Source organism: Mucisphaera sp., assembly GCF_965279675.1.
In the GTDB taxonomy this organism is placed as follows: Bacteria; Planctomycetota; Phycisphaerae; order Phycisphaerales; family Phycisphaeraceae; genus Mucisphaera.
This window is the reverse complement of record NZ_CBDIIJ010000002.1, coordinates 1858967-1877948: the sequence shown is the minus strand read 5'-3', so window position 1 is coordinate 1877948 and position 18982 is coordinate 1858967. Positions and strand designations below refer to the sequence as shown.

The window sequence follows — 18982 nt, the reverse complement described above, 5'->3', positions numbered from 1 at the left end:
GTGGCCAGAACCACACAACAGCGATAAAGTCGCCCTTACCCCATGACCGCGAACAACCCGCCCAGCACGGAGCCCGACCAACCCGCGGGGAATCTCCATCTCATCCGCAGACTCCTCGGACTCGCCTGGCGCTACAAACTGGGGTCGCTCGCCGTCATCCTGCTCGAGATCCTGCTCCTCGCCATGACCCTCAGCGGCCTCGGACTCGTCGGACTCGGACTCGACACCATGGGCCACGCCATCGGCGTCCTCGACGCCGCTCCCGAATGGCCCTTCGACTGGTCACCCCCCGAAGGCTGGACCACCCTCCAACTGATGCTGATCCTGGCCACAGGCGTCTTCGTGATCGCCGTGCTCCGCTTCATCCTCGAACACCTGGTCACGGTCCAGAAATCACTGCTCGTCCAGCAGATCATCGTCGACCTCCGGTCAGAGGTCTACAACAAGATCCAGCGACTCAGCTTCCAGTTCTTCAGCAAACACCCCTCCGGCTCGATCATCAACCGCGTCACAGGCGACGTCCAGTCCGTCCGCAGATTCATCGATGGCGTCCTCATCGAAGTCATGCTGATGGTCCTCACCCTCACCTTCTTCCTCGTCTACATGCTCCAGATCCACGTCTGGCTCACAATCGCCTGCCTCGCCACCACGCCCGCACTCTGGGTCATCACCGGCGTCTTCTCCCGACGCGTTAAACCCGCCTACCGCGAAAACCGACGACTCTTCGACAACACCGTCTCCGTCCTCTCCGAAAACGTACAAGGCGTCCACGTCATCAAGGGCTTCTGGACACAAAACCAGGAAACCGAAAAGTTCCGCAACGCCAACCACAAAGTCCTCACACAAAAAGAATGGATCTTCTCCCAGGTCGGCTTCTTCGTCCCCCTCATCAGCTTTATCCCACAACTCAACCTCGTCGTCCTCCTCGGCTTCGGCGGGTACCTCTTCGCCCAGGGCGAAATCGCCTTCGGGGCCGGACTCGTCGTCTTCTCCAAACTCCTCGAACAGTTCTCAGGCCAGGTCGGCAACATCGCCCAGGTCGCAAACGCCATGCAGCAATCACTCACCGGCGCACAACGCGTCTTCGAGGTCCTCGACGAACCCGTCGACATCCAATCCCAACCAGACGCCACCCCCCTACCCCGACCCAAAGGCCTTATCCACTTCGAAGATGTCTCCTACCGCTACAGCCCCGACGCCGAGCCAGTCCTGAACCAGATCAACCTCATCGCCGAACCCGGAGCCACCGTCGCCATCGTCGGAGCCACCGGCTCCGGCAAGAGCACCCTCCTCAGCCTCATCCCACGCTTCTACGACCCCACCGCCGGACAGATCACCCTCGACGGACACGACCTCCGCGACCTCGACCTCGACCACCTCCGACGATCCATAGGCGTCGTCTTCCAGGAATCCTTCCTCTTCAGCACCACCGTCGCCGAGAACATCGCCTTCGGTCATCCCACCGCCACCAACGAACAGATCATCCGCGCCGCCCAGGTCGCCCAGGCCGATACCTTCATCAACGAACTCGACAACGACTACCGAACCATCCTCGCCGAATCCGGGTCCAACCTCTCAGGCGGGCAACGCCAACGACTCGCCATCGCCAGAGCCGTCCTCCTCGACCCCGCCATCCTCATCCTCGACGACCCCACCTCCGCCATCGACCCCGAAACCGAACACGAAATCCTCTCCGCCATGCACCGCGCCATGGAGGGCCGCACCACCTTCATCGTCGCCCACCGACTCAGCACCCTCAAACAGGCCGACCTCGTCGTCGTCCTCGACAAAGGCCGGATCGTCCAATGCGGAACCCACCAGGAACTCATGTCCCAGGACGGACACTACTACGAAGCCGCCAACCTCCAACTCGTCGACGATGAATCCCGACGACTCCTCGCCACCGCACCCCAAACCACAGAATCGGGGGACGCATGAGACGCCGCCCCGGACTCGACATCGAAACCGCCGAACGCGCCCTCACCCGCAAAGCCGCCAAAGAACGCGAACGAGAAGCCCAGCAACGCCCCCTCGACCTCACCCTCATCCGCCGACTCTGGGCCTACACCCAGCCCTACGCCAAACTCCGCAACACCCTCCTCGTCCTTGTCCTTGTCCGCGCCCTCACCATCCCCCTCGTCGCCTGGCTGCTCTCCGCCGTCCTCCTCGGACCCGTCCAGAGCAAAGACGTCCAGGGCATCATCTGGGGATCCCTCGAATTCGCCGCGTTCGCCGCCTTCACCGCCATCGTCTTCCGCTACCGCATGCTCCTCGCCCTCCAACTCGGCGAACGCGTCGTCCACGACCTCCGCAACCACATCTTCGACCACCTCCAGAAGCTCCCCATGCGCTTCTACGACACCACCAAGCTCGGCCGCATCATCAGCCGGATGACCTCCGACGCCGAATCCATGCGCCAAGGCGTCCAGGACGTGCTCTTCGTCACCCTCGTCCAGCTCGGTCAGATGGTCGTCGCCGCCATCATCATGGCCTCCATCGATATCGGCCTCTTCATCGCCCTCGCCATCATGGCACCCATCCTCTGGTTCATCGTCCAGTACTTCCGCAAAAAACTCTCCGGCATCTACCGCGAAATCCAGGAATCCTTCAGCCGCGTCACCGCCACCCTCGCCGAGTCCGTCAACGGCATCCGCGTAACCCAGAGCTTCGTCCGCCAGGACGTCAACGCCGAACTCTTCTCCGAACTCGTCGAGGACCACTCCCTCCACCACAACCGCGAAGCCCGACTCCGAGGCGTCTTCCTCCCGCTCCTCGAACTCAACAACCAGTTCTTCATCGCCCTGATCCTCGCGCTCGGTGCCTTCCAGGTCCTCCGAGGCGAATTCCTCGCACCCCCCACGCCCGAAGCCGCCTACGACGCCGTCGTCTACTTCTTCTTCCTGACCCCCCTCTTCTTCGGACCCGTCACCGCCATCGGACGCCAGTACAACCTCGCCCTCGCCGCCATGGCCGGCGCCGAACGCGTCTTCAGCGTCCTCGATACCCCTCCCGGAAAACTCGACGACGAAGACGCCCAACCCGCCAAACAACTCAAGGGCGCCGTCACCTTCGACGACGTCCACTTCGCTTACGAACCAGGACGCCCCGTCCTCCACGGCATCAACTTCACCGTCCAGCCCGGGCAGATGATCGCCCTCGTCGGAGAAACCGGCTCCGGCAAAAGCACCATCATCAAACTCATCAGCAAGTTCTATCTCCCAACCTCAGGACAAGTCCGACTCGACAACATCCCCACCCCAAAACTCACCACCGAGTCCGTCGCCAAACACCTCGGCATCGTCCTCCAGAACAACTTCCTCTTTACCGGCACCGTGATGGACAACATCCGCATCGGCCGGGAGGACGCCAGCGACGAGGAGGTGACCGAAGCCGTCCGCAAACTCGACTGCCTCGACCTCCTCGAAGCACTGCCCCAGGGCCTCCACACCGATGTCGGCGAGCGAGGCGGCAACCTCTCCCTCGGACAACGGCAACTCGTCTGCTTCGCCAGAGCCATGCTCGCCGACCCCTCCATCCTCATCCTCGACGAGGCCACCTCCTCCGTCGACACCCTCACCGAAGCCCGCATCCAGCGCAGCCTCGCCAGACTCATCGCCGGCAGAACCAGCTTCGTCGTCGCACACCGGCTCAGCACCATCCGACACGCCGACCGCGTCCTCGTCCTCGACCAAGGCAACCTCGTCGAAGAAGGCAGCCACAACGAACTACTGACCCAAGGCGGGATCTACGCCAACCTCTACCGCCAGTTCGTCCGCGCCGAAGACTAGAAACCTCGATTTCACCGACTCACCTACAATCAAAGTCATGGCTCCCACCCCCGACGAACGCACCACCATCCGACACCTCCGCCGATGGGCCCGCGAAGGCCAAACCTTCCCGATGCTCACCTGCTACGACGCCACCACCGCACGATGGCTCTACCGGGGCGGGATCCGGGCCATGCTCGTCGGCGACACCGCCGCACAAACCATCCTCGGACACGACTCCACCCTCCCCGCCTCCATGCCCTTCATGATCGAGATCACCCGCGCCGTCCGACGCGGAGCCCCCAACGTCTGCCTCATGGCCGACATGCCCTTCGGCTCCTACCAGGCCGGAGATGACCTCGCCCTCGCCAACGCCGCCGACTTCCTCAAGCTAGGCGACGCCGACCTCGTCAAACTCGAAGTCGACGAAACCTACGCACCCCTCGTCGACCGCATGACACGCGCCGGCATCCCCGTCGTTGCCCACATCGGCTCCAGGCCTCAGACCTACCGCAGCTTCGGCACACCCATCGTCGCCGGCCGCGACGATCGTGTCGCCGAAATCCTGATCCAGACCGCACACGCCATGATCCAGGCCGGTGCCGTCGCGCTGCTTGTCGAGGCCGTGCCCGACAGTGTCACCACCCGCATCGTCGAAAAAGCCATCCAGCCCCACACCGGACGACCCGTCCCTGTCATCGGCTGCGGAGCCGGACCCGGCTGCCACGGCTACGTCGTCGTCCTGCAAGACCTGCTCGGCCTCTCCGACCAACAACCCAGCTTCGCTAAACCCATGGCCAACCTCGGTCCGCAAATCCAGAAGGCCGCCTCGGACTGGGCCCACGCCGTGAATTCAGGCGATTACACCAAAGATGGTGGGCCCTACGGCCCCTGAGCGAACCAGACCGCCAACCCGGGCGTATCGTTCCAACAAGTTTTACCCCACGCACCCGATCAAGGAGCCCCACCCGATGGGTCAACTTCGCTGGTACGGTCCCTCCCTCGTCCTCATCGTCGCCGCCCTGAGCGTCATGCTCCTCGGCCCCACCGCCGCCCGCCAGATCGTCCACGCCCACGAGGCCGAACGCATCGTCCTCGCCCGCGAAAACCTCGTAGGCTCCAGCGTCCTCACCGAGCTCTCCGAGGCCTTCACCAACGTCTCCCAGGTCGTCGAGCCAAGCGTCGTCAAGGTCGCCGTCTTCGCCCGCGCCGATGTCCGCCGACGCATGCAGGGTCAGCAGCCCAATCTGCGTGAATGGTTCTTCGGCCCCGAATCCGAACGACAAAACCCCAACCGCAACAATGAGGACGATAACTCACGCTTCAACGAACGCGTCCAGATCGGCTCCGGCTCCGGCTGGGTCTACGACGACCAGGGACACGTGATCACCAACAACCACGTCATCGAAAACGCCGAACAGGTCCGACTCGAATTCGCCAACGGCGAGATGGTCGACGCCGAAATCATCGGCACCGACCCCCGCACCGACATCGCCGTCCTCAAAGTCGACTCCGACTACCTCCACCCCGCCGCCATCAACACCGGCGAACTCCGACAGGGCGAGATCGTCTTCGCCTTCGGCTCGCCACTGGGCTTCGACTTCTCCATGAGCCAGGGCATCGTCTCAGCGACCGGACGCCAGCTCGGCATCCTCCGCGACCGCCGAGGCGGCTTTAATTCCGGCTACGAAGACTTCATCCAGACCGACGCCGCCATCAACCGCGGCAACTCAGGCGGGCCCCTCACCAACGTCTACGGCGAGGTCGTCGGCATGAACACCGCCATCGCCTCACGATCGGGCGGCAGCAACGGGCTCGGCTTCGCCATCCCCTCCGAAATGATCGTCGAAGTCGTCGACCAGCTCCTCGAAACCGGCCGCGTCTCCCGGGGTTACTTAGGCGTCATGATCCGCGACGTCGACGACCGCATGGCCCGAGCCTACGGCCTCGATTCGACCGACGGCGTCTTCGTCCAAAGGCCCGTCCCCGGCAGCCCCGCCGACGAGGCCGGACTCCGAGCCGAAGACATCATCCTCGAAATCAACGGCCGGCCGGTCGAAACCGCCGACCAGCTCCGCTTCCGGATCGCCCGCATGGGACCCGGCACCGAGGTCGAGGTCACCGTCTGGCGCGTCGATCGCACCCGACGACTCACCATCACCCTTGGCGAACTCCCCGACAGCCCGCAGCTCGCCAACCGACGCATGCCCGACCCCGAAACCCCCAACATGCCGGCCAGCATCGAACTCCTCGAACGCGTCGGCATCGAAGGCCTCGATATCTTCCAGGGCGTCAACCCCGAAGAGACCATCGAAGGCCTCACCATCGAAGAGGTCCGACCCGGCTCTGCTGCCGCCGTCGAGGGCATCCAGCCCGGCTTCATCATCACCGAGATGCAGGGCCAGCCCGTCAGCGACATGGACTCCCTCGACCAGGCCCTCCAGGACCTCAACCCAGGCGACATCATCCGCCTACGCGTCGTCACCCCCAGAAACCTCGACGAACCCATCTTCGTCTTCCTCGAAATCCCCGAAGACGAGTAAACCGCCTCGACCCAAAGAGCCCCAGCTAGACCACCACTGAATGCACGCTCCTGAGCCGGGCCGCGACGCGGCCCCGGTCGCCCACCCCACCCCTAACCCGGCCGTGACACGACCACCAACAACCACAGAACCAAAAAACTCCCGCGTGCTCGACCACCCTCAACCAAGCAACCCAGAGACCAACCCAGCCCCAACCCTCGACGCCCCCACACCCCACCCGTTATCATCCCCCACATGACCGAAACCAACGGCCATAACCACACGGACGCCCCCACCCCCCTCCTCAGCGTCCGAGACCTCAAAACCCACTTCCCCGTCAAACGAGGACTCCTCAAAAAAACCGTCGGACACGTCCGCGCCGTCGATGGCGTCTCCTTCGACCTCGCCCAGGGCGAAACCCTCGGCCTCGTCGGCGAATCAGGCTGCGGCAAATCCACCGTCGGCCGCTCCATCCTCCGGCTCATCCCCGCCACCTCAGGCCAGGTCATCTACCAGGGCCAGGACGTCTTCGCCGCCTCCAACGCCGAAATGCTCCGACTCCGCCGAGAGATGCAGATCATCTTCCAGGACCCCGTCGGCTCCCTGAACCCACGCATGCGGGTCTCAAGCATCATCGGCGAGCCCATCAAGGTCCACGGCCTCGCCTCCGGCTCCGAGCTCGACGACCGCGTCGCCGACCTCCTCAAGCACGTCGGCCTCACCGCAGACCACGGCCGCCGATACCCCCACGAATTCTCAGGCGGGCAACGCCAACGCATCGGCATCGCCCGGGCCCTCGCCCTCAAGCCCAAGCTCATCGTCTGCGACGAGCCCGTCTCCGCCCTCGACGTCTCCATCCAGGCCCAGATCCTCAACCTGCTCAACGACCTCCAGGAAGAGTTCGGCCTCTCCTACCTCTTCATCGCCCACAACCTCGCCGTCGTCGAGCACTTCGCCAACCGCGTCGCCGTCATGTACCTCGGCCGCATCGTCGAAATCGCCGACCGCGACACCCTCTACCGCAACCCCCTCCACCCCTACACCCGAGCCCTCCTCTCCGCCGCCCCGGTCCCCGACCCCTCCCGGGTCCGCAACCGCATCATGCTCGAAGGCGACGTCCCCTCCCCCATCGTCATGCTCGGCGACGACGAGCAACGCTCCCTCAGCCCCGACGAAGCCGAACGCACCGAAGACGGCGTCACCTTCCTCTCCCGCGACGCCCTCCTCGACCGACCCCCCCTCCAACAAGTCCCCGGCGAACCCGGCCACTATGTCTCGACCAGGCAAGAGCTTACCGCTGTCTGACAGCCTGATTCCACAGCCGATACCCGCCAGATGGGCCCACCGGCTTTGATTGTGATCGTGGTTTGGTTACACTACGCGGCTCGACCGACCCCAAGGAGACGCCCGTGGTTCGACTTCGACTGAAACGCTTCGGCAGACGGCATCACCCGTTCTACCGGCTCAACGCCATGGATATCCGCACCCGCCGCGACGGGCGCGAGATCGAGCAGCTTGGCTTCTATGACCCCTGCAACAAGGACGAGGAGAAGCAGTTTTCCGTCCAGGCAGAGCGGGTCAAGTACTGGCTCAGCGTCGGCGCCCAGCCCAGCGAGACGGTCGCCAACCTGCTCAAGAAAGCCGGCATCGACCCGACCCCCGGCAAGCCCGTCGAGTCGGCCTGATCCAACCTTCCCGCTCGTCGGGAAGCTGACATCCGATCGCCCCCCCGAGCCCCGGTTTCTGTGCGGGGCTTTTTCTTGCGCCCCCCCCCCACCTGCCAGCCGGCATCAACCCTCTATTCTGGCGGTGACAGGTATGGCAGCGAGTGATGATTCGAAAACTCGGATCGCTGAGAGAATCGGGATAACTATGGCCCAGCGCATCGACATCCTGACGCTCTTCCCGGAGATGTTCGCCAGCGTGCTGGGTTCGAGCATCCTCAAGCGTGCCGCCGAACCGATCGCCAATCCGGCCGACCCCTCCCTCGTCCGCGAGCCGGTGGTCAGCTACCACCTCACCAACATCCGGGATCACACCGACGACAAGCACCAGAAGGTCGATCAGCCGCCCTTTGGCGGCGGGCCGGGGATGGTGATCCAATGCCAGCCGGTCTTTGACGCCGTGAAAGCTGCGGAATCCCAGGACCCGCGGCCGGCCCGGCGGATCCTGATGACGCCTCAGGGCCGGCCACTGACGCAGAAACTCGTGGATGAACTCGCCCAGGAACCCCGTCTGCTGATCCTCGCCGGGCACTACGAGGGGATCGACGAACGGGTGATCGAGGAGCTGTCGCCGGTCGAGGAGATCAGCCTGGGCGATTACGTCCTCTCCGGCGGCGAACTCCCGGCGATGGTGCTGATCGACGCCGTCGTCCGCCGATTGCCCGGGGCCCTCGGGCACGAGGACTCGGCCAGCCAGGACAGCTTCACGGAGGAAAACACCGGGCTGCTCGAAGGCCCGGCCTATACCCGGCCGCGGGTCTGGCGGGAGCGTGAGGTGCCGGAGGTGCTGCTGTCCGGGGATCATGCGAAGATCGCGGCCTGGCGGCGGGAGCAGTCTCTGGCACGGACCCGTGATCGGCGGCCCGATCTGCTGGGCGGCTCGGATGCGGGGGCCGCTGGCAGCTCGGAGCCGGTGGTGATCCGGGCCCCGCGGGAGGCGGACTGGCCGGATCTGCTGTCGCTGGTGGCGGATGACGCGCTGCGGGCCGGGCTGGAGCGGCTGGTCCGGGAGGATGAGCTGATCGATGCGCGAATCGCGGTGGTCGGGGAGCGGCCGGTGGGGTTTGGGGGGCTGATCGGGGTGGGGCTGGCGGATCAGCCGAGTTTGCGGGGGCTGCTGGCGGTGGAGCCGCTGGTGGTTTTTGGCGGGGGTTCTGGGCTGCGGTCGGTGCTGGTGGCGGAGCTGGTGGAGGCGGCTCGGGAGGCGGGGGCGGCGGGGGTCTTGGATCGGGGGGAGGCGGCGGAGAGGGGTTTTGAGGGGGGTGGGTCTTATGGCCTTGAATGTAAAGACAATGATGACAAAGATTTGTGGATTTACCCGCTTCGGTCGGGGAAGCTGGAAACGCTTCGTGGCGGAGTGATTTGGCCGGATTTTGGATGAAAACGGGGGATTTTGTTCAAAAGTGGCCCGTTTGTTGATGGATTAAAACTGCGGTACATTGTTCGGCTCGACTGATTTAGAGGAAGCCCCAGAGGTTTACGCCATGAGCGACGCGATTATCCAGGCTGTTCAAGCCGGTCAACTGAAGTCCGACCTTCCCAAGGTTTCTGTGGGTGACACGGTGAACGTGCACGTGCGGATCATTGAGGGTTCGAAGGAGCGTATTCAGGTTTTCAGCGGTGTGGTGCTGAAGATGCAGGGCTCGGGCCTTGAGCAGACCATGACGGTTCGACGGATTGTGGCGAACGAGGGCGTGGAGCGTACGTTCCCGCTGCACTCGCCGCGTGTGTCGCTGATTGAGGTTGTGCGTCACGGGCATACCCGTCGCTCGCGGCTTTACTTCCTGCGTGACCGTGTTGGTAAGGCTCGTCGTCTTCCGGATCGCCGTCGCGGTCTGAAGAACGTGGCGGGTGTGATTCCGGCACCGGCTGGCAAGAAGGCGAAGGCGGCGGCTGCCGCGGCGGCTGCGGCCGAGGGCGATTCTGACGAATCCTGATCTTTTGTTTTGATGAAGCTTTGGCGGCGGCCGTCTCGATGAGGCGGCCGCTGTTTTTTTAGGCGTGGTGGTTTGGGTTGATGATGCGCGGGCTGATACGATCTGGTCATGTCAGAACGCCAAGATCCTCCAGCTTCCGGTAAGCCCGAATCGACGACCGCTGAACTTCTGGCCGACCGGCGGAAGAAGCTGGAACGGTTGCGGGATGATTTTGGTCGCGATCCTTTTGGTCATCGGGTGGATGGGCTGGTCCCGCTGGCGACGGCTCGGGATCGTTATGACCCGGCAGCGGATGAGGCGCACAAGGCGAACGCGGATGACGATCGTCGTCCGATTGCGCGGGTGGCGGGTCGGGTGATTCAGCATCGTGTGATGGGGAACCTGATCTTCATGCTGCTGCGTGATGCGTCGGGTGATCTGCAGGTGGCGGTGAGTAAGAAGGCGGTGGGGACCGAGACGTTCAAGATGGCGAAGGGGACGGACCTGGCCGATCTGGTGATGGCGGAGGGTCCGTTGGCGACGACGAAGACGGGGGAGGTGACGCTTTGGGCGACGAAGCAGCATGAGGATGCTGAGGGCGGGTTCGCGGTGACGACGAAGAGTTTGGCGCTGCCGCCTAACAAGTATCAGGGGCTGACGGACCCGGAGCAGCGTTACCGGAAGCGGTACGTGGATCTGTATGACAACCCGCCTGTGATGGGTGTGTTCCAGAAGCGGAGTCGGATCATCAATCGGGTGCGTACGTTTTTGTCGGACCCCCCTGCTCATCTGGGTGATGGGTATCTGGAGGTTGAGACGCCGATGATGCAGCCGATCGCGGGTGGTGCGGCGGCGCGGCCGTTCATCACGCATCACAACGCGCTGGATCTGGATCTGTATCTGCGGATTGCACCGGAGTTGTATCTGAAGCGCTTGCTGGTGGGTGGGATGCCGCGGGTGTTTGAGATCAACCGGAACTTTCGTAATGAAGGTTTGTCGCCTCGGCACAACCCTGAGTTCACGATGCTTGAGTTGTATCAGGCGTATGGGGATTACCGGTCGATGATGGCGTTGACGGAGACGCTGATTCATACGCTGGCGAAGGACATCATCGGTGCGGAGACGCTGCCGTTTGGTGATCGGGAGATCAGTTACGAGTTGCCATTTAGGCGGGCGACGTATCACGAATTGTTTGAGGAGCATCACGACTTCCCGGCGACGAACATGGAGCTGGTTCGTGCGAAGGCGAAGCAGCTCGGGCTGGAGCCGGATGGGAAGGCGGATGACCTGGTGCTGTCGGAGGTGTGGGAGGAGACGGTGGAGGAGCACCTGATCCAGCCGACGTTTGTGATGGACTATCCGGCGTCGCTTTGTCCGTTGACGAAGCGGAAGGCGGATCTGCCGGAGATCGCGGAGCGGTTTGAGCTTTACATCGCGGGGATGGAGCTGGCGAATGCGTATACGGAGTTGAATGATCCGGATGTGCAGGAGGCGAACTTCCGTCAGCAGATTTCGGGGTTGGACGATGAGGAGTCGACGTTCAGGAATGTGGACGAGGATTTCCTGGAGGCGCTGCGGGTGGGGATGCCGCCTGCTGGGGGGCTTGGGGTTGGGATTGATCGGCTGGTGATGCTGCTGACGAATCAGCGGTCGATCCGGGATGTGATTCTGTTCCCGCTGATGCGTCCTCAGGGTGGTGAGGCGATGGCGGCTGCGGGTTCTGCGGCTGGGACTGAGGCCGGCAACTGACGTGAGTGACTCTGACGCGGTCGATGACAAGGCGGATCGTGGTGATGGCTCGTCGGGGCTTGGCGGGTTGGTGCGTGCGTTGGTAACGGATGTGGTGGTGACGGTTGGCAAGCTGATGCTGCTGACGGTGGGGGTGCTGATTCTGATCGGGCTGATTGCGGGGGTGTTTCTGCTTGGGGCGCAGCAGGGTGCGTGGCTGCTTTGGGGTGGTCCGGTGGCGGCGTTGGGGTTGTTTTTGTTGTTATCGCTTCGGGGTGGGGTGTATCAGCACGTGATGGTTCGTCGGTATCTGCGGCGGCGGTTACCGCCTCTGTTCGCGGCGCTGACGGTGATGTTGTGCACGGCGATGGTGATCGTGGTGATCTCGGTGATGGGCGGTTTTCTGGATCTTCTGGGTGAGTCGGCACGTCGGTTGACGGGCGATGTGGTGATCACGAATTACGGGCAGAACGGGTTTCCGCATTACGACGCGATGATCGAGCGGATCGAGGCGCTGCCGGAGGTGGCGGCGGGTGCGCCGATGATTGAGGCGTATGGGCTGGTGCGTTTTCGGGGTCAGACGCTGACGGTCCAGGTGCAGGGGGTGGACCCGGAGCGGCTGGATCGGGTGCTGGGGTTTCGGGCAACGCTTTACTGGGGGACGGAGGATTATCTCGAAGCGTTTGATCGGTATGTCGAGAGTTTCGGGGAGCTATCGGCGGAGGGTCGGGCGCTGGTGGAGCGTCAGCGGGAGGATCTGGAGGCGTTTGACGTGGCGGGGTATGGGATGGCGATGGACCCGCCTGCGGCGTGGCAGCCGGAGGATGGGGCGGAGCTTCGGGGGCTGGTGATGGGGATCGAGGTGAATCCGTTCAGCCAGCGTGACCCGGAGGGTGCGTATGTGTTTGAGGATCGGTCGCTGGAGCGTGAGGTGACGCTGACGGTGGTGCCGATCACGCGGTCGGGGGCTTTGCTGGATCCGGCGGTGCGTCGGATGGTGGTGGTGAATGAGTTTAAGAGCGGTTTGTACGACGTGGATGCGAACCGGGTGTATGCGCCGTTTGAGCTGGTGCAGGCGATGCTGAGGATGGATGAGGCGGAGCGGGTGGACCCGGAGACGGGGGAGCCGACGGGTGAGGTGATTGCGTCGCGGGCGTCGCAGGTGCTGATTCGTTCGGCGGAGGGTTATTCGCCTGACGAGACGAGCGAGGCGGTGCGGGCGGAGGTGGCGGCGTTTCAGCGTGAGATGGAGATGGCGACGCCTCTGTACGTGATGACCTGGGAGCAGGTGCATCGGCGAGTGTTGACGGCGGTACAGAACGAGAAGGGGATGGTCACGTTTTTGTTTGTGATCATCTCGATTGTGGCGGTGGTGATGGTGGCTGTGACTTTTTATATGACGGTGCTGTCGAACATCCGGGATATTGGTGTGATTCGGGCGGTGGGTGGTTCGCGGGCGGGGATCCTGAGTATTTTTCTGGGGTATGGGTTGGCGATCGGAGCGGTGGGTAGTCTGCTGGGGTTGGCTTTGGGTGGGTCGACGGTGATCTACCTGAATGAGTTGCAGGATGTGATCTACCGGCTTTCGGGTTGGCGGATGTGGGACCCGCAGACGTATTTCTTTGATCGGATCCCGAATCAGGTGAATCCGATGGAGGCGCTAGCGATTGTGTTGGGGGCGGTGTTGTCTTCGGTGATCGGGGCTGCGTTGCCGGCGATCATGGCAGCGCGTCTGGACCCGGTGGAGGCGCTTCGTCATGAGTAGGCTGGAGGCGACGGGTTTATCGAAGACGTTTCGGTCGGGCCCGCGTCGGCTGGAGGTGCTGGCGGACGCGGCGGTGTCGATCGAGGCGGGTGAGTGGGTGACGATTCTGGGGCGGTCGGGTTCGGGCAAGAGCACGCTGCTGCATCTGCTGGGGGGGCTGGATCGGCCGGATGCGGGTGAGATCAGGTTTGACGACCGTGACATTCGGAAGATCGGGATCAACCGGTATCGGAATCGGCATGTGGGTTTTGTGTTTCAGGCTTACCACCTTTTGTCGGAGTTGAGTGCGATTGAGAACGTGCTGCTGGCGGCGATGATCGAGCCGGGGCCGTTTGGGTGGGGTCGGGTGCGGGGTGAGGCTCGTCGGGAGGCGACGCGTCTGCTGGAGCTGATGGGGCTGGGGGATCGGCTGAATCATCGGGTGGAGCGGTTGTCGGGGGGAGAGCGTCAGCGGGTGGCGATTGCGCGGGCGCTGATCAATCGGCCGGCGTTGCTGCTGGCGGACGAGCCGACGGGGAATCTGGATGTGCAGACGAGCCGGGAGATTATCGATCTGCTGCGCAAGCTTCACGGGGAGGGTCAGACCATCGTGTTGGTCACCCACGATCATGGGGTGGCGGATGCGGCGGACAGGCAGTTGCGGCTTGAAGCCGGTACCCTGATGGATAGCCATGAACGAACCACGTGACAGAGAGCGTGACGGCGAGCGGGCCCCTGAGTCTTACGATCCGCTTTCGCCGCCTGGGCAGTCCGAGGAACCGTCTGGTGACTCTTCTCAGCAAGAGGTGCCGGAGGAGACTTATCAGGAGGAGGTTCAGCGGGAGCTGCCGAGTGAGTACCTGCTGAAGGACCCGGAGCCGTTGGAGGAGGCATCGACGGCGGGGGTGGCGGTGGGTTCGGAGGAGGAGCATGCGGAGGCGGTGCCCAGCCGGGTCGAGAAGCCTGGGCTGGCGCGGTCGTATGCGGTGGATGCGCTGCGGGGTCTGGCGATTCTGGGGATGTGTCTGTCGGGGATTGTGCCGGGTGGTTTGTGGAACGGGATGTATCACGGGTACTACCCGTGGTTTTTGCCGGCTGAGTTGCATCATGATGCGCAGCCGGATGCGGAGGCGACGGACGTTTCGGCGCTTGATGCTGCGTTGGATGGTCCGGTGGCCGATTCGGCGGCGAGTGAGGTTTGGCCGGCGGTGTCGGATCCGGGGACGTTTTATCTGGGGTGGCCGTCGTTTACGTGGGTGGACTGGGTGTTCCCGTTGTTTTTGTTTGCGATGGGTGTGGCGATCCCGCTGGCGTATGCGGCCCGTCGTGCGAAGGGTGGTTCGTGGTGGGGGTATCCGTTCCAGTGTGTGTGGCGTTTTGTGGTGCTGGTGGCGTTTGCGTTATATGTGCATACGGTGACGCCAGGGGTGATAGATAGTCCGTCGACGTTTTCGACGTGGTGTATTGCGCTGGTGGCGTTTGTGATTCCGTTTGCGGTGCTGGTGCGCTTACCGAAGGGGACGTCGGCTTCGGCGCGGCTGAGTCTGCGGCTTTTGGGGATTGCGGCGGCGTGGTCGCTGGTGGTGTGGGTAAACAGTCGGGACGGGCGGTCGTTTACCTGGCAGGCGGACTGGGGCGGTCCGAATGTGGACATCATTATTTTGTTGTTGGCGTGGTCATCGCTGGTGACGTCGCTGCTTTGGTACGTGACGCGGGGCGTGCCCTGGCTGCGGCTATTGGTGGGGTTGCCGTTTGCGTTTGTGGCTCATCATGTCTCGATGCGTGAGGAGTGGCGGCTGTTTTCTTCGGATGTGGAGGGTGGGCTTGGCCAGCGGATCGAGGCTTTGACCGCTCCTGTCATATCGAATGCGTGGCTGGATCTTCGGTGGGTGAATGATTATCTGCCGGGGTCGCTGCCTGAGTCGGTGTTGGACATGAGCCCGCTTTATGCGTTTGGGTATTTCAAGTTTGTTTGGATTGTGGTAGCGGGGACGGTGATTGGGGATGTGATTGTGAGTCGGGGTCGGAAGGCGGCGTTGGAGCCGGAGCGGACGATTGCGGGCTGGGGATGGGGGCGGGTGTTGTTGCTGTCGTTGTTGTATTTCGTCACGGTGGTGGGGGTGTTTGTGGGTTTGAAGGATTACGCGACGACGTTTGCGGACCTGGGTTTTGTGACAATTTCGACGCCTTATGCGGCGTTGCTGGTGTTGGTGCCGTTGGCGGGGATTCTGGCGTTGGTGCAGTCGGCGAGTGATTTGTGGGATCGGCATGTGCGGGTGCTGACGTGGTGGGGGAGTGTGTGGCTGGTGGCGGGTTTGGTGCTGGCGGTGCTGCCTGGGCCGGCGGGCGAGACGACGTTTGCGTTTTTCGAGGGTGGGATCAAGAAGGGTCCGCCTAGCACGCTGAGTTGGTACTGCGTGAGCCTGGGGCTGGGGATTCTGACGGTGGCGTGGTGGACGATGTGGCTGGACGCGAGGGGTGTGCGTTGGCCGGCGGGTCTGCTGATTGCGAATGGTCAGAATCCGATGCTGGCGTATGTGGGGATTCGGAATCTGCTGGCTCCGCTGGTGGCGCTTCCGATTCTGCTGCCGTTTGTGGCGGATCCGTTTCATGCGAGCCCGAACATTCTGATGCGGTCGTGGCTAGCGGAGGGTGGGCCGTGGATGTTGTTCCTGTGGTCGGTGGGTCAGACGTTCTTGCTGGCTTTGGCGGTGTGCTTCTTTACGCGGGCGAAGCTGGTCTGGCGGAGTTGAGTGCCGGGTTGTGTTGCGTTGATGCGGGGTTGGCGGGTTGTTGTCTGGCGGGGAGGTTAGGATGTGCTTGTGGCGTGTGTTGCGGCTGAGGACGGGTCGCCGGTGAGCCACTACTTTTATGACCACCTGCCTGGCGCTTTGGCTGGGCATCAGAGCATGGAGCAGCACTTTGGCACGTAAAAAGAAGACGACGGGTCGGAACGAGGGTCGGGCGGATATCGGGCTGATCGGGTTGGCGGTGATGGGTCAGAACCTGATCCTGAACATGGCGGATCACGGGTATACGGTGGCGGTGTTCAACCGGACGACGTCGAAGGTGGATGACTTCATTGCTTATGCGAAGGCGAATGAGCCTTCGGCGGATCGGTTGATCGGGGCGAAGAGTTTGAAGACGTTTGTGAAGTCGATCAAGCGGCCGCGGAAGATTGTGCTGCTGGTGCAGGCGGGGTTTGCGACGGATGCGACGATCGATTCGGTGGTGCCTCATCTGGATAAGGGGGACATCATCATTGATGGGGGCAATGCGCTGTGGACGGATACGATTCGTCGGGAGAAGGAGCTGACGGCGAAGGGGCTGGAGTTTATTGGGTCGGGGGTTTCGGGTGGGGAGACGGGGGCTAGGTTTGGGCCGTCGCTGATGCCTGGGGGTTCGAAGAAGGCGTGGAAGCAGCTGGAGCCGATCTGGAAGGCGATCGCGGCGAAGGTGGATCGGAAGACGGGTAAGCCGATCGAGCTGAATGTGCCGGGCAAGGTGGTGAAGCGGGGAGAGCCGTGCACGGTGCATATCGGGGCAAATGGGGCGGGGCACTACGTGAAGATGGTGCACAACGGGATCGAGTACATCGACATGCAGCTGATCTGCGAGGCTTACATGTTGATGAAGTCGCTATTGGGCATGAAGCCGGATGCGATGAGTGAGGTGTTTGAGGAGTGGAACAGCGGGGATCTGGATTCGTTTCTGATTGAGATCACGGCGGACATTCTGCAGCAGCGTGATCCGAAGTATAAGCGGAGCTTCCTGGTCGACAAGGTGCTGGACACGGCGGGTCAGAAGGGGACGGGCAAGTGGACGGCGGCGAATGCGCTGGATCTGGGGATCCCGGCGAATGCGATCGCGGAGGCGGTGTTCGCGCGGTGTATCTCTGCGATCAAGGATGAGCGGGTGACGGCGTCGAAGCAGCTGCGTGGGCCGAAGCCGCCTCGTCTGCCGATGAGCAAGGCGAAGGCGATCGAGGCGATCCGTGATGCGTTGTACTGTTCGAAGATCTGCGCCTATGCCCAAGGCTTCCAGCTGATGGCGGAGGCTCAGGTCGAGTACGACTGGAAGCTGGACTTTGGGGCGATCGCGAAGATTTTCCGGGGCGGGTGCATCATTCGGGCGCGGTTCCTGCAGAAGATCACGGAGGCGTATAAGGCGGATCGGAAGCTGCAGAACCTGATGCTTGATCCGTATTTCAAGAAGGCGCTGCATGGCGGTCAGGCGAACTGGCGGGCGGTGGTGTCGATGGCGACGAACGCGGGCGTGCCGATCCCGGCGTTTGCGAGTGCCCTGAGTTATTACGACGGGTATCGGACGGCGGTGCTGCCGGCGAACCTGCTGCAGGCGCAGCGGGATTACTTCGGGGCGCATACGTTTGAGCGGACGGATTCGGCGCGGGGCCAGTTCTTCCATGTGGACTGGCCGGAGCCGGGGCGGCCGATGAGCAAGGTTTAGTTACCGCTTGACATATCTATTGATTGCGGCTATCTTGCTTCCTGTCCCTGGGTAAGGAGCCGGCCGTGATTGATGCAGCTGTCGCGATGGTGATTACGGAGATCAGGTACAACCCGGCGAGCAGCGAGAAGCAGCCGGTGCGTGTGGAGTGGGTGGAGGTGTACAACCGTTCAGACGTGCGGGTAGACCTGAGTGGGTGGTATCTGGCGGATGAGGATGGCGAGAGCTCGGCGCTGGCTGAGGGGACGGTGTTGGAGGGCGGGGCTGCGTTGGTGCTGATCCCGGAGGCTCAGCATCCGCGGAACTTTGCGGCGGGGTGGCCGGTGAAGCGGCGGTCGGAGCGGTTTGATGTGGCGCCGCTGGATGGTTGGCGTCGAGGCGGGTTTGGCGGGCTGGCGAATCAGCCGAGTGCGACGAATGAGATTCTGGCGCTGCATCGGGGGGACGGGTCGGTGGCGGATGTGGTGAATTTTGATGATGCGCCGCCTTGGCCGGAGGACAGCCCGGAGGGTGGGAGCATTTATCTCAAGCCGGATGCGATCGATCCGGCGTTGAATGATCGGGGCGAGAGCTGGGCGCTATCGGAGGGTGGGGTTGATGGGGCTCGTCATGCGATGAATCGGGGTGGGTATTCGGAGAAGGATGTGGGGTCGCCTGGGGTGGTGGTGGTTGCAGCGGAGGAGGGAGGGGGTGAGGCGGATTGAGGTTGCGGGGTGTGGGCGATTTTTGACGTTTTCGTGTTTTCGCAGACAGCCTCTTCTGGACGCAGCGGATCGCAGAGATATTGTCGGCAGGCAGTTTTTGCAGTCGACACGGCATTACGGTGCGTGCCTGCATGCCTGGGTGGTGATGCCTGAGCATGTGCACTTGCTGGTGACTACCCGAAAAGAGGGGGATGTCGGCAGGGTGCTTGGTTCGATCAAGCGGTGGCGTTCGGTCGAGCTGATTGAGAGACTGAGGAGATAATGCCCTTGCATGCTGGCATTGCTTGTTAATTCACGAGGCCGGAGGCACTGCTGACAGATGGGTGGTGGGTATGACCGTGTGATCTACTCGGAGGCTGCGTTCGCCCTGGCCATTAAATACATCGAGCAGAACCCGGTGAGGCGGGGGC

The 18982-nt window shown here is 62.9% G+C and carries 14 protein-coding genes and 1 pseudogene; all 15 read left to right on the top strand.

Features of this window, described 5'->3' with window-relative positions; translation table 11 throughout:
* Positions 1-42: 42 nt before the first annotated feature.
* The 15 genes and pseudogenes from ACQZAB_RS08100 to ACQZAB_RS08030 all read left to right on the top strand — a co-directional run bounded on the left by ACQZAB_RS08100 (position 43) and on the right by ACQZAB_RS08030 (position 18834).
* Positions 43-1938 (top strand): ABC transporter ATP-binding protein, encoded by a 1896-nt coding sequence (locus tag ACQZAB_RS08100; RefSeq protein ID WP_428388739.1) that lies wholly within the window; start codon positions 43-45, stop codon positions 1936-1938.
* Positions 1935-3788, top strand: a complete 1854-nt coding sequence (locus ACQZAB_RS08095; protein ID WP_428388737.1) for an ABC transporter ATP-binding protein — start codon at positions 1935-1937, stop codon at positions 3786-3788. Before ACQZAB_RS08100 ends, ACQZAB_RS08095 begins: the two co-directional genes overlap by 4 nt.
* A gap of 37 nt (positions 3789-3825) precedes the next feature.
* On the top strand, positions 3826-4662 hold the full coding sequence (locus ACQZAB_RS08090; protein ID WP_428388735.1) for a 3-methyl-2-oxobutanoate hydroxymethyltransferase: 837 nt from the start codon (positions 3826-3828) through the stop codon (positions 4660-4662).
* Between the two features lie 76 nt (positions 4663-4738).
* Positions 4739-6310 (top strand): trypsin-like peptidase domain-containing protein, encoded by a 1572-nt coding sequence (locus ACQZAB_RS08085; protein ID WP_428388733.1) that lies wholly within the window; start codon positions 4739-4741, stop codon positions 6308-6310.
* Between the two features lie 234 nt (positions 6311-6544).
* Positions 6545-7594: an ABC transporter ATP-binding protein gene (locus tag ACQZAB_RS08080; protein ID WP_428388731.1), complete on the top strand. Its 1050-nt coding sequence runs from the start codon at positions 6545-6547 to the stop codon at positions 7592-7594.
* Between the two features lie 104 nt (positions 7595-7698).
* Positions 7699-7974 (top strand): 30S ribosomal protein S16, encoded by a 276-nt coding sequence (gene rpsP, locus ACQZAB_RS08075; protein ID WP_428388729.1) that lies wholly within the window; start codon positions 7699-7701, stop codon positions 7972-7974.
* Between the two features lie 187 nt (positions 7975-8161).
* Positions 8162-9394 carry a tRNA (guanosine(37)-N1)-methyltransferase TrmD gene (trmD, locus tag ACQZAB_RS08070; protein WP_428388727.1) on the top strand — a complete coding sequence of 411 codons (1233 nt, stop codon included), beginning with the start codon at positions 8162-8164 and terminating at the stop codon, positions 9392-9394.
* A 103-nt stretch (positions 9395-9497) separates the two neighbouring features.
* Positions 9498-9845: pseudogene (gene rplS, locus ACQZAB_RS08065) on the top strand (50S ribosomal protein L19); the annotation flags it as partial.
* 213 nt (positions 9846-10058) lie between these two features.
* Entirely contained in the window at positions 10059-11678 is a 1620-nt protein-coding gene (lysS, locus tag ACQZAB_RS08060; protein WP_428388725.1) for a lysine--tRNA ligase, read from the top strand.
* A gap of 1 nt (position 11679) precedes the next feature.
* A complete protein-coding gene (locus tag ACQZAB_RS08055; RefSeq protein ID WP_428388723.1) occupies positions 11680-13422 on the top strand; it encodes an FtsX-like permease family protein in 1743 nt (580 codons plus the stop codon).
* Positions 13415-14110, top strand: coding sequence for an ABC transporter ATP-binding protein (locus tag ACQZAB_RS08050; RefSeq protein ID WP_428388721.1), 696 nt, complete (start codon positions 13415-13417; stop codon positions 14108-14110). The genes ACQZAB_RS08055 and ACQZAB_RS08050 overlap by 8 nt, the downstream gene beginning before the upstream one ends.
* Positions 14094-16154: a DUF5009 domain-containing protein gene (locus tag ACQZAB_RS08045; protein WP_428388719.1), complete on the top strand. Its 2061-nt coding sequence runs from the start codon at positions 14094-14096 to the stop codon at positions 16152-16154. Before ACQZAB_RS08050 ends, ACQZAB_RS08045 begins: the two co-directional genes overlap by 17 nt.
* Positions 16155-16323: 169 nt before the next feature.
* On the top strand, positions 16324-17868 hold the full coding sequence (gene gndA / locus ACQZAB_RS08040) for an NADP-dependent phosphogluconate dehydrogenase (protein ID WP_428388717.1): 1545 nt from the start codon (positions 16324-16326) through the stop codon (positions 17866-17868).
* A 65-nt stretch (positions 17869-17933) separates the two neighbouring features.
* The gene (locus ACQZAB_RS08035; protein ID WP_428388715.1) at positions 17934-18572 is read left to right on the top strand and encodes a lamin tail domain-containing protein; all 639 of its coding nucleotides are present in this window, start codon (positions 17934-17936) and stop codon (positions 18570-18572) included.
* A complete protein-coding gene (locus ACQZAB_RS08030; protein ID WP_428388712.1) occupies positions 18511-18834 on the top strand; it encodes a transposase in 324 nt (107 codons plus the stop codon). The genes ACQZAB_RS08035 and ACQZAB_RS08030 overlap by 62 nt, the downstream gene beginning before the upstream one ends.
* Positions 18835-18982 lie beyond the last annotated feature (148 nt).

Bases quoted from the DNA above. Each gene is read 5' to 3' on its own strand.
- ACQZAB_RS08100 (WP_428388739.1), top strand. From the start codon at position 43: ATGACCGCGAACAACCCGCCCAGCACGGAGCCCGACCAACCCGCGGGG.
- ACQZAB_RS08095 (WP_428388737.1), top strand. From the start codon at position 1,935: ATGAGACGCCGCCCCGGACTCGACATCGAAACCGCCGAACGCGCCCTC.
- ACQZAB_RS08090 (WP_428388735.1), top strand. From the start codon at position 3,826: ATGGCTCCCACCCCCGACGAACGCACCACCATCCGACACCTCCGCCGA.
- ACQZAB_RS08085 (WP_428388733.1), top strand. From the start codon at position 4,739: ATGGGTCAACTTCGCTGGTACGGTCCCTCCCTCGTCCTCATCGTCGCC.
- ACQZAB_RS08080 (WP_428388731.1), top strand. From the start codon at position 6,545: ATGACCGAAACCAACGGCCATAACCACACGGACGCCCCCACCCCCCTC.
- trmD (WP_428388727.1), top strand. From the start codon at position 8,162: ATGGCCCAGCGCATCGACATCCTGACGCTCTTCCCGGAGATGTTCGCC.
- lysS (WP_428388725.1), top strand. From the start codon at position 10,059: ATGTCAGAACGCCAAGATCCTCCAGCTTCCGGTAAGCCCGAATCGACG.
- ACQZAB_RS08050 (WP_428388721.1), top strand. From the start codon at position 13,415: ATGAGTAGGCTGGAGGCGACGGGTTTATCGAAGACGTTTCGGTCGGGC.
- ACQZAB_RS08045 (WP_428388719.1), top strand. From the start codon at position 14,094: ATGAACGAACCACGTGACAGAGAGCGTGACGGCGAGCGGGCCCCTGAG.
- ACQZAB_RS08030 (WP_428388712.1), top strand. From the start codon at position 18,511: ATGTGGGGTCGCCTGGGGTGGTGGTGGTTGCAGCGGAGGAGGGAGGGG.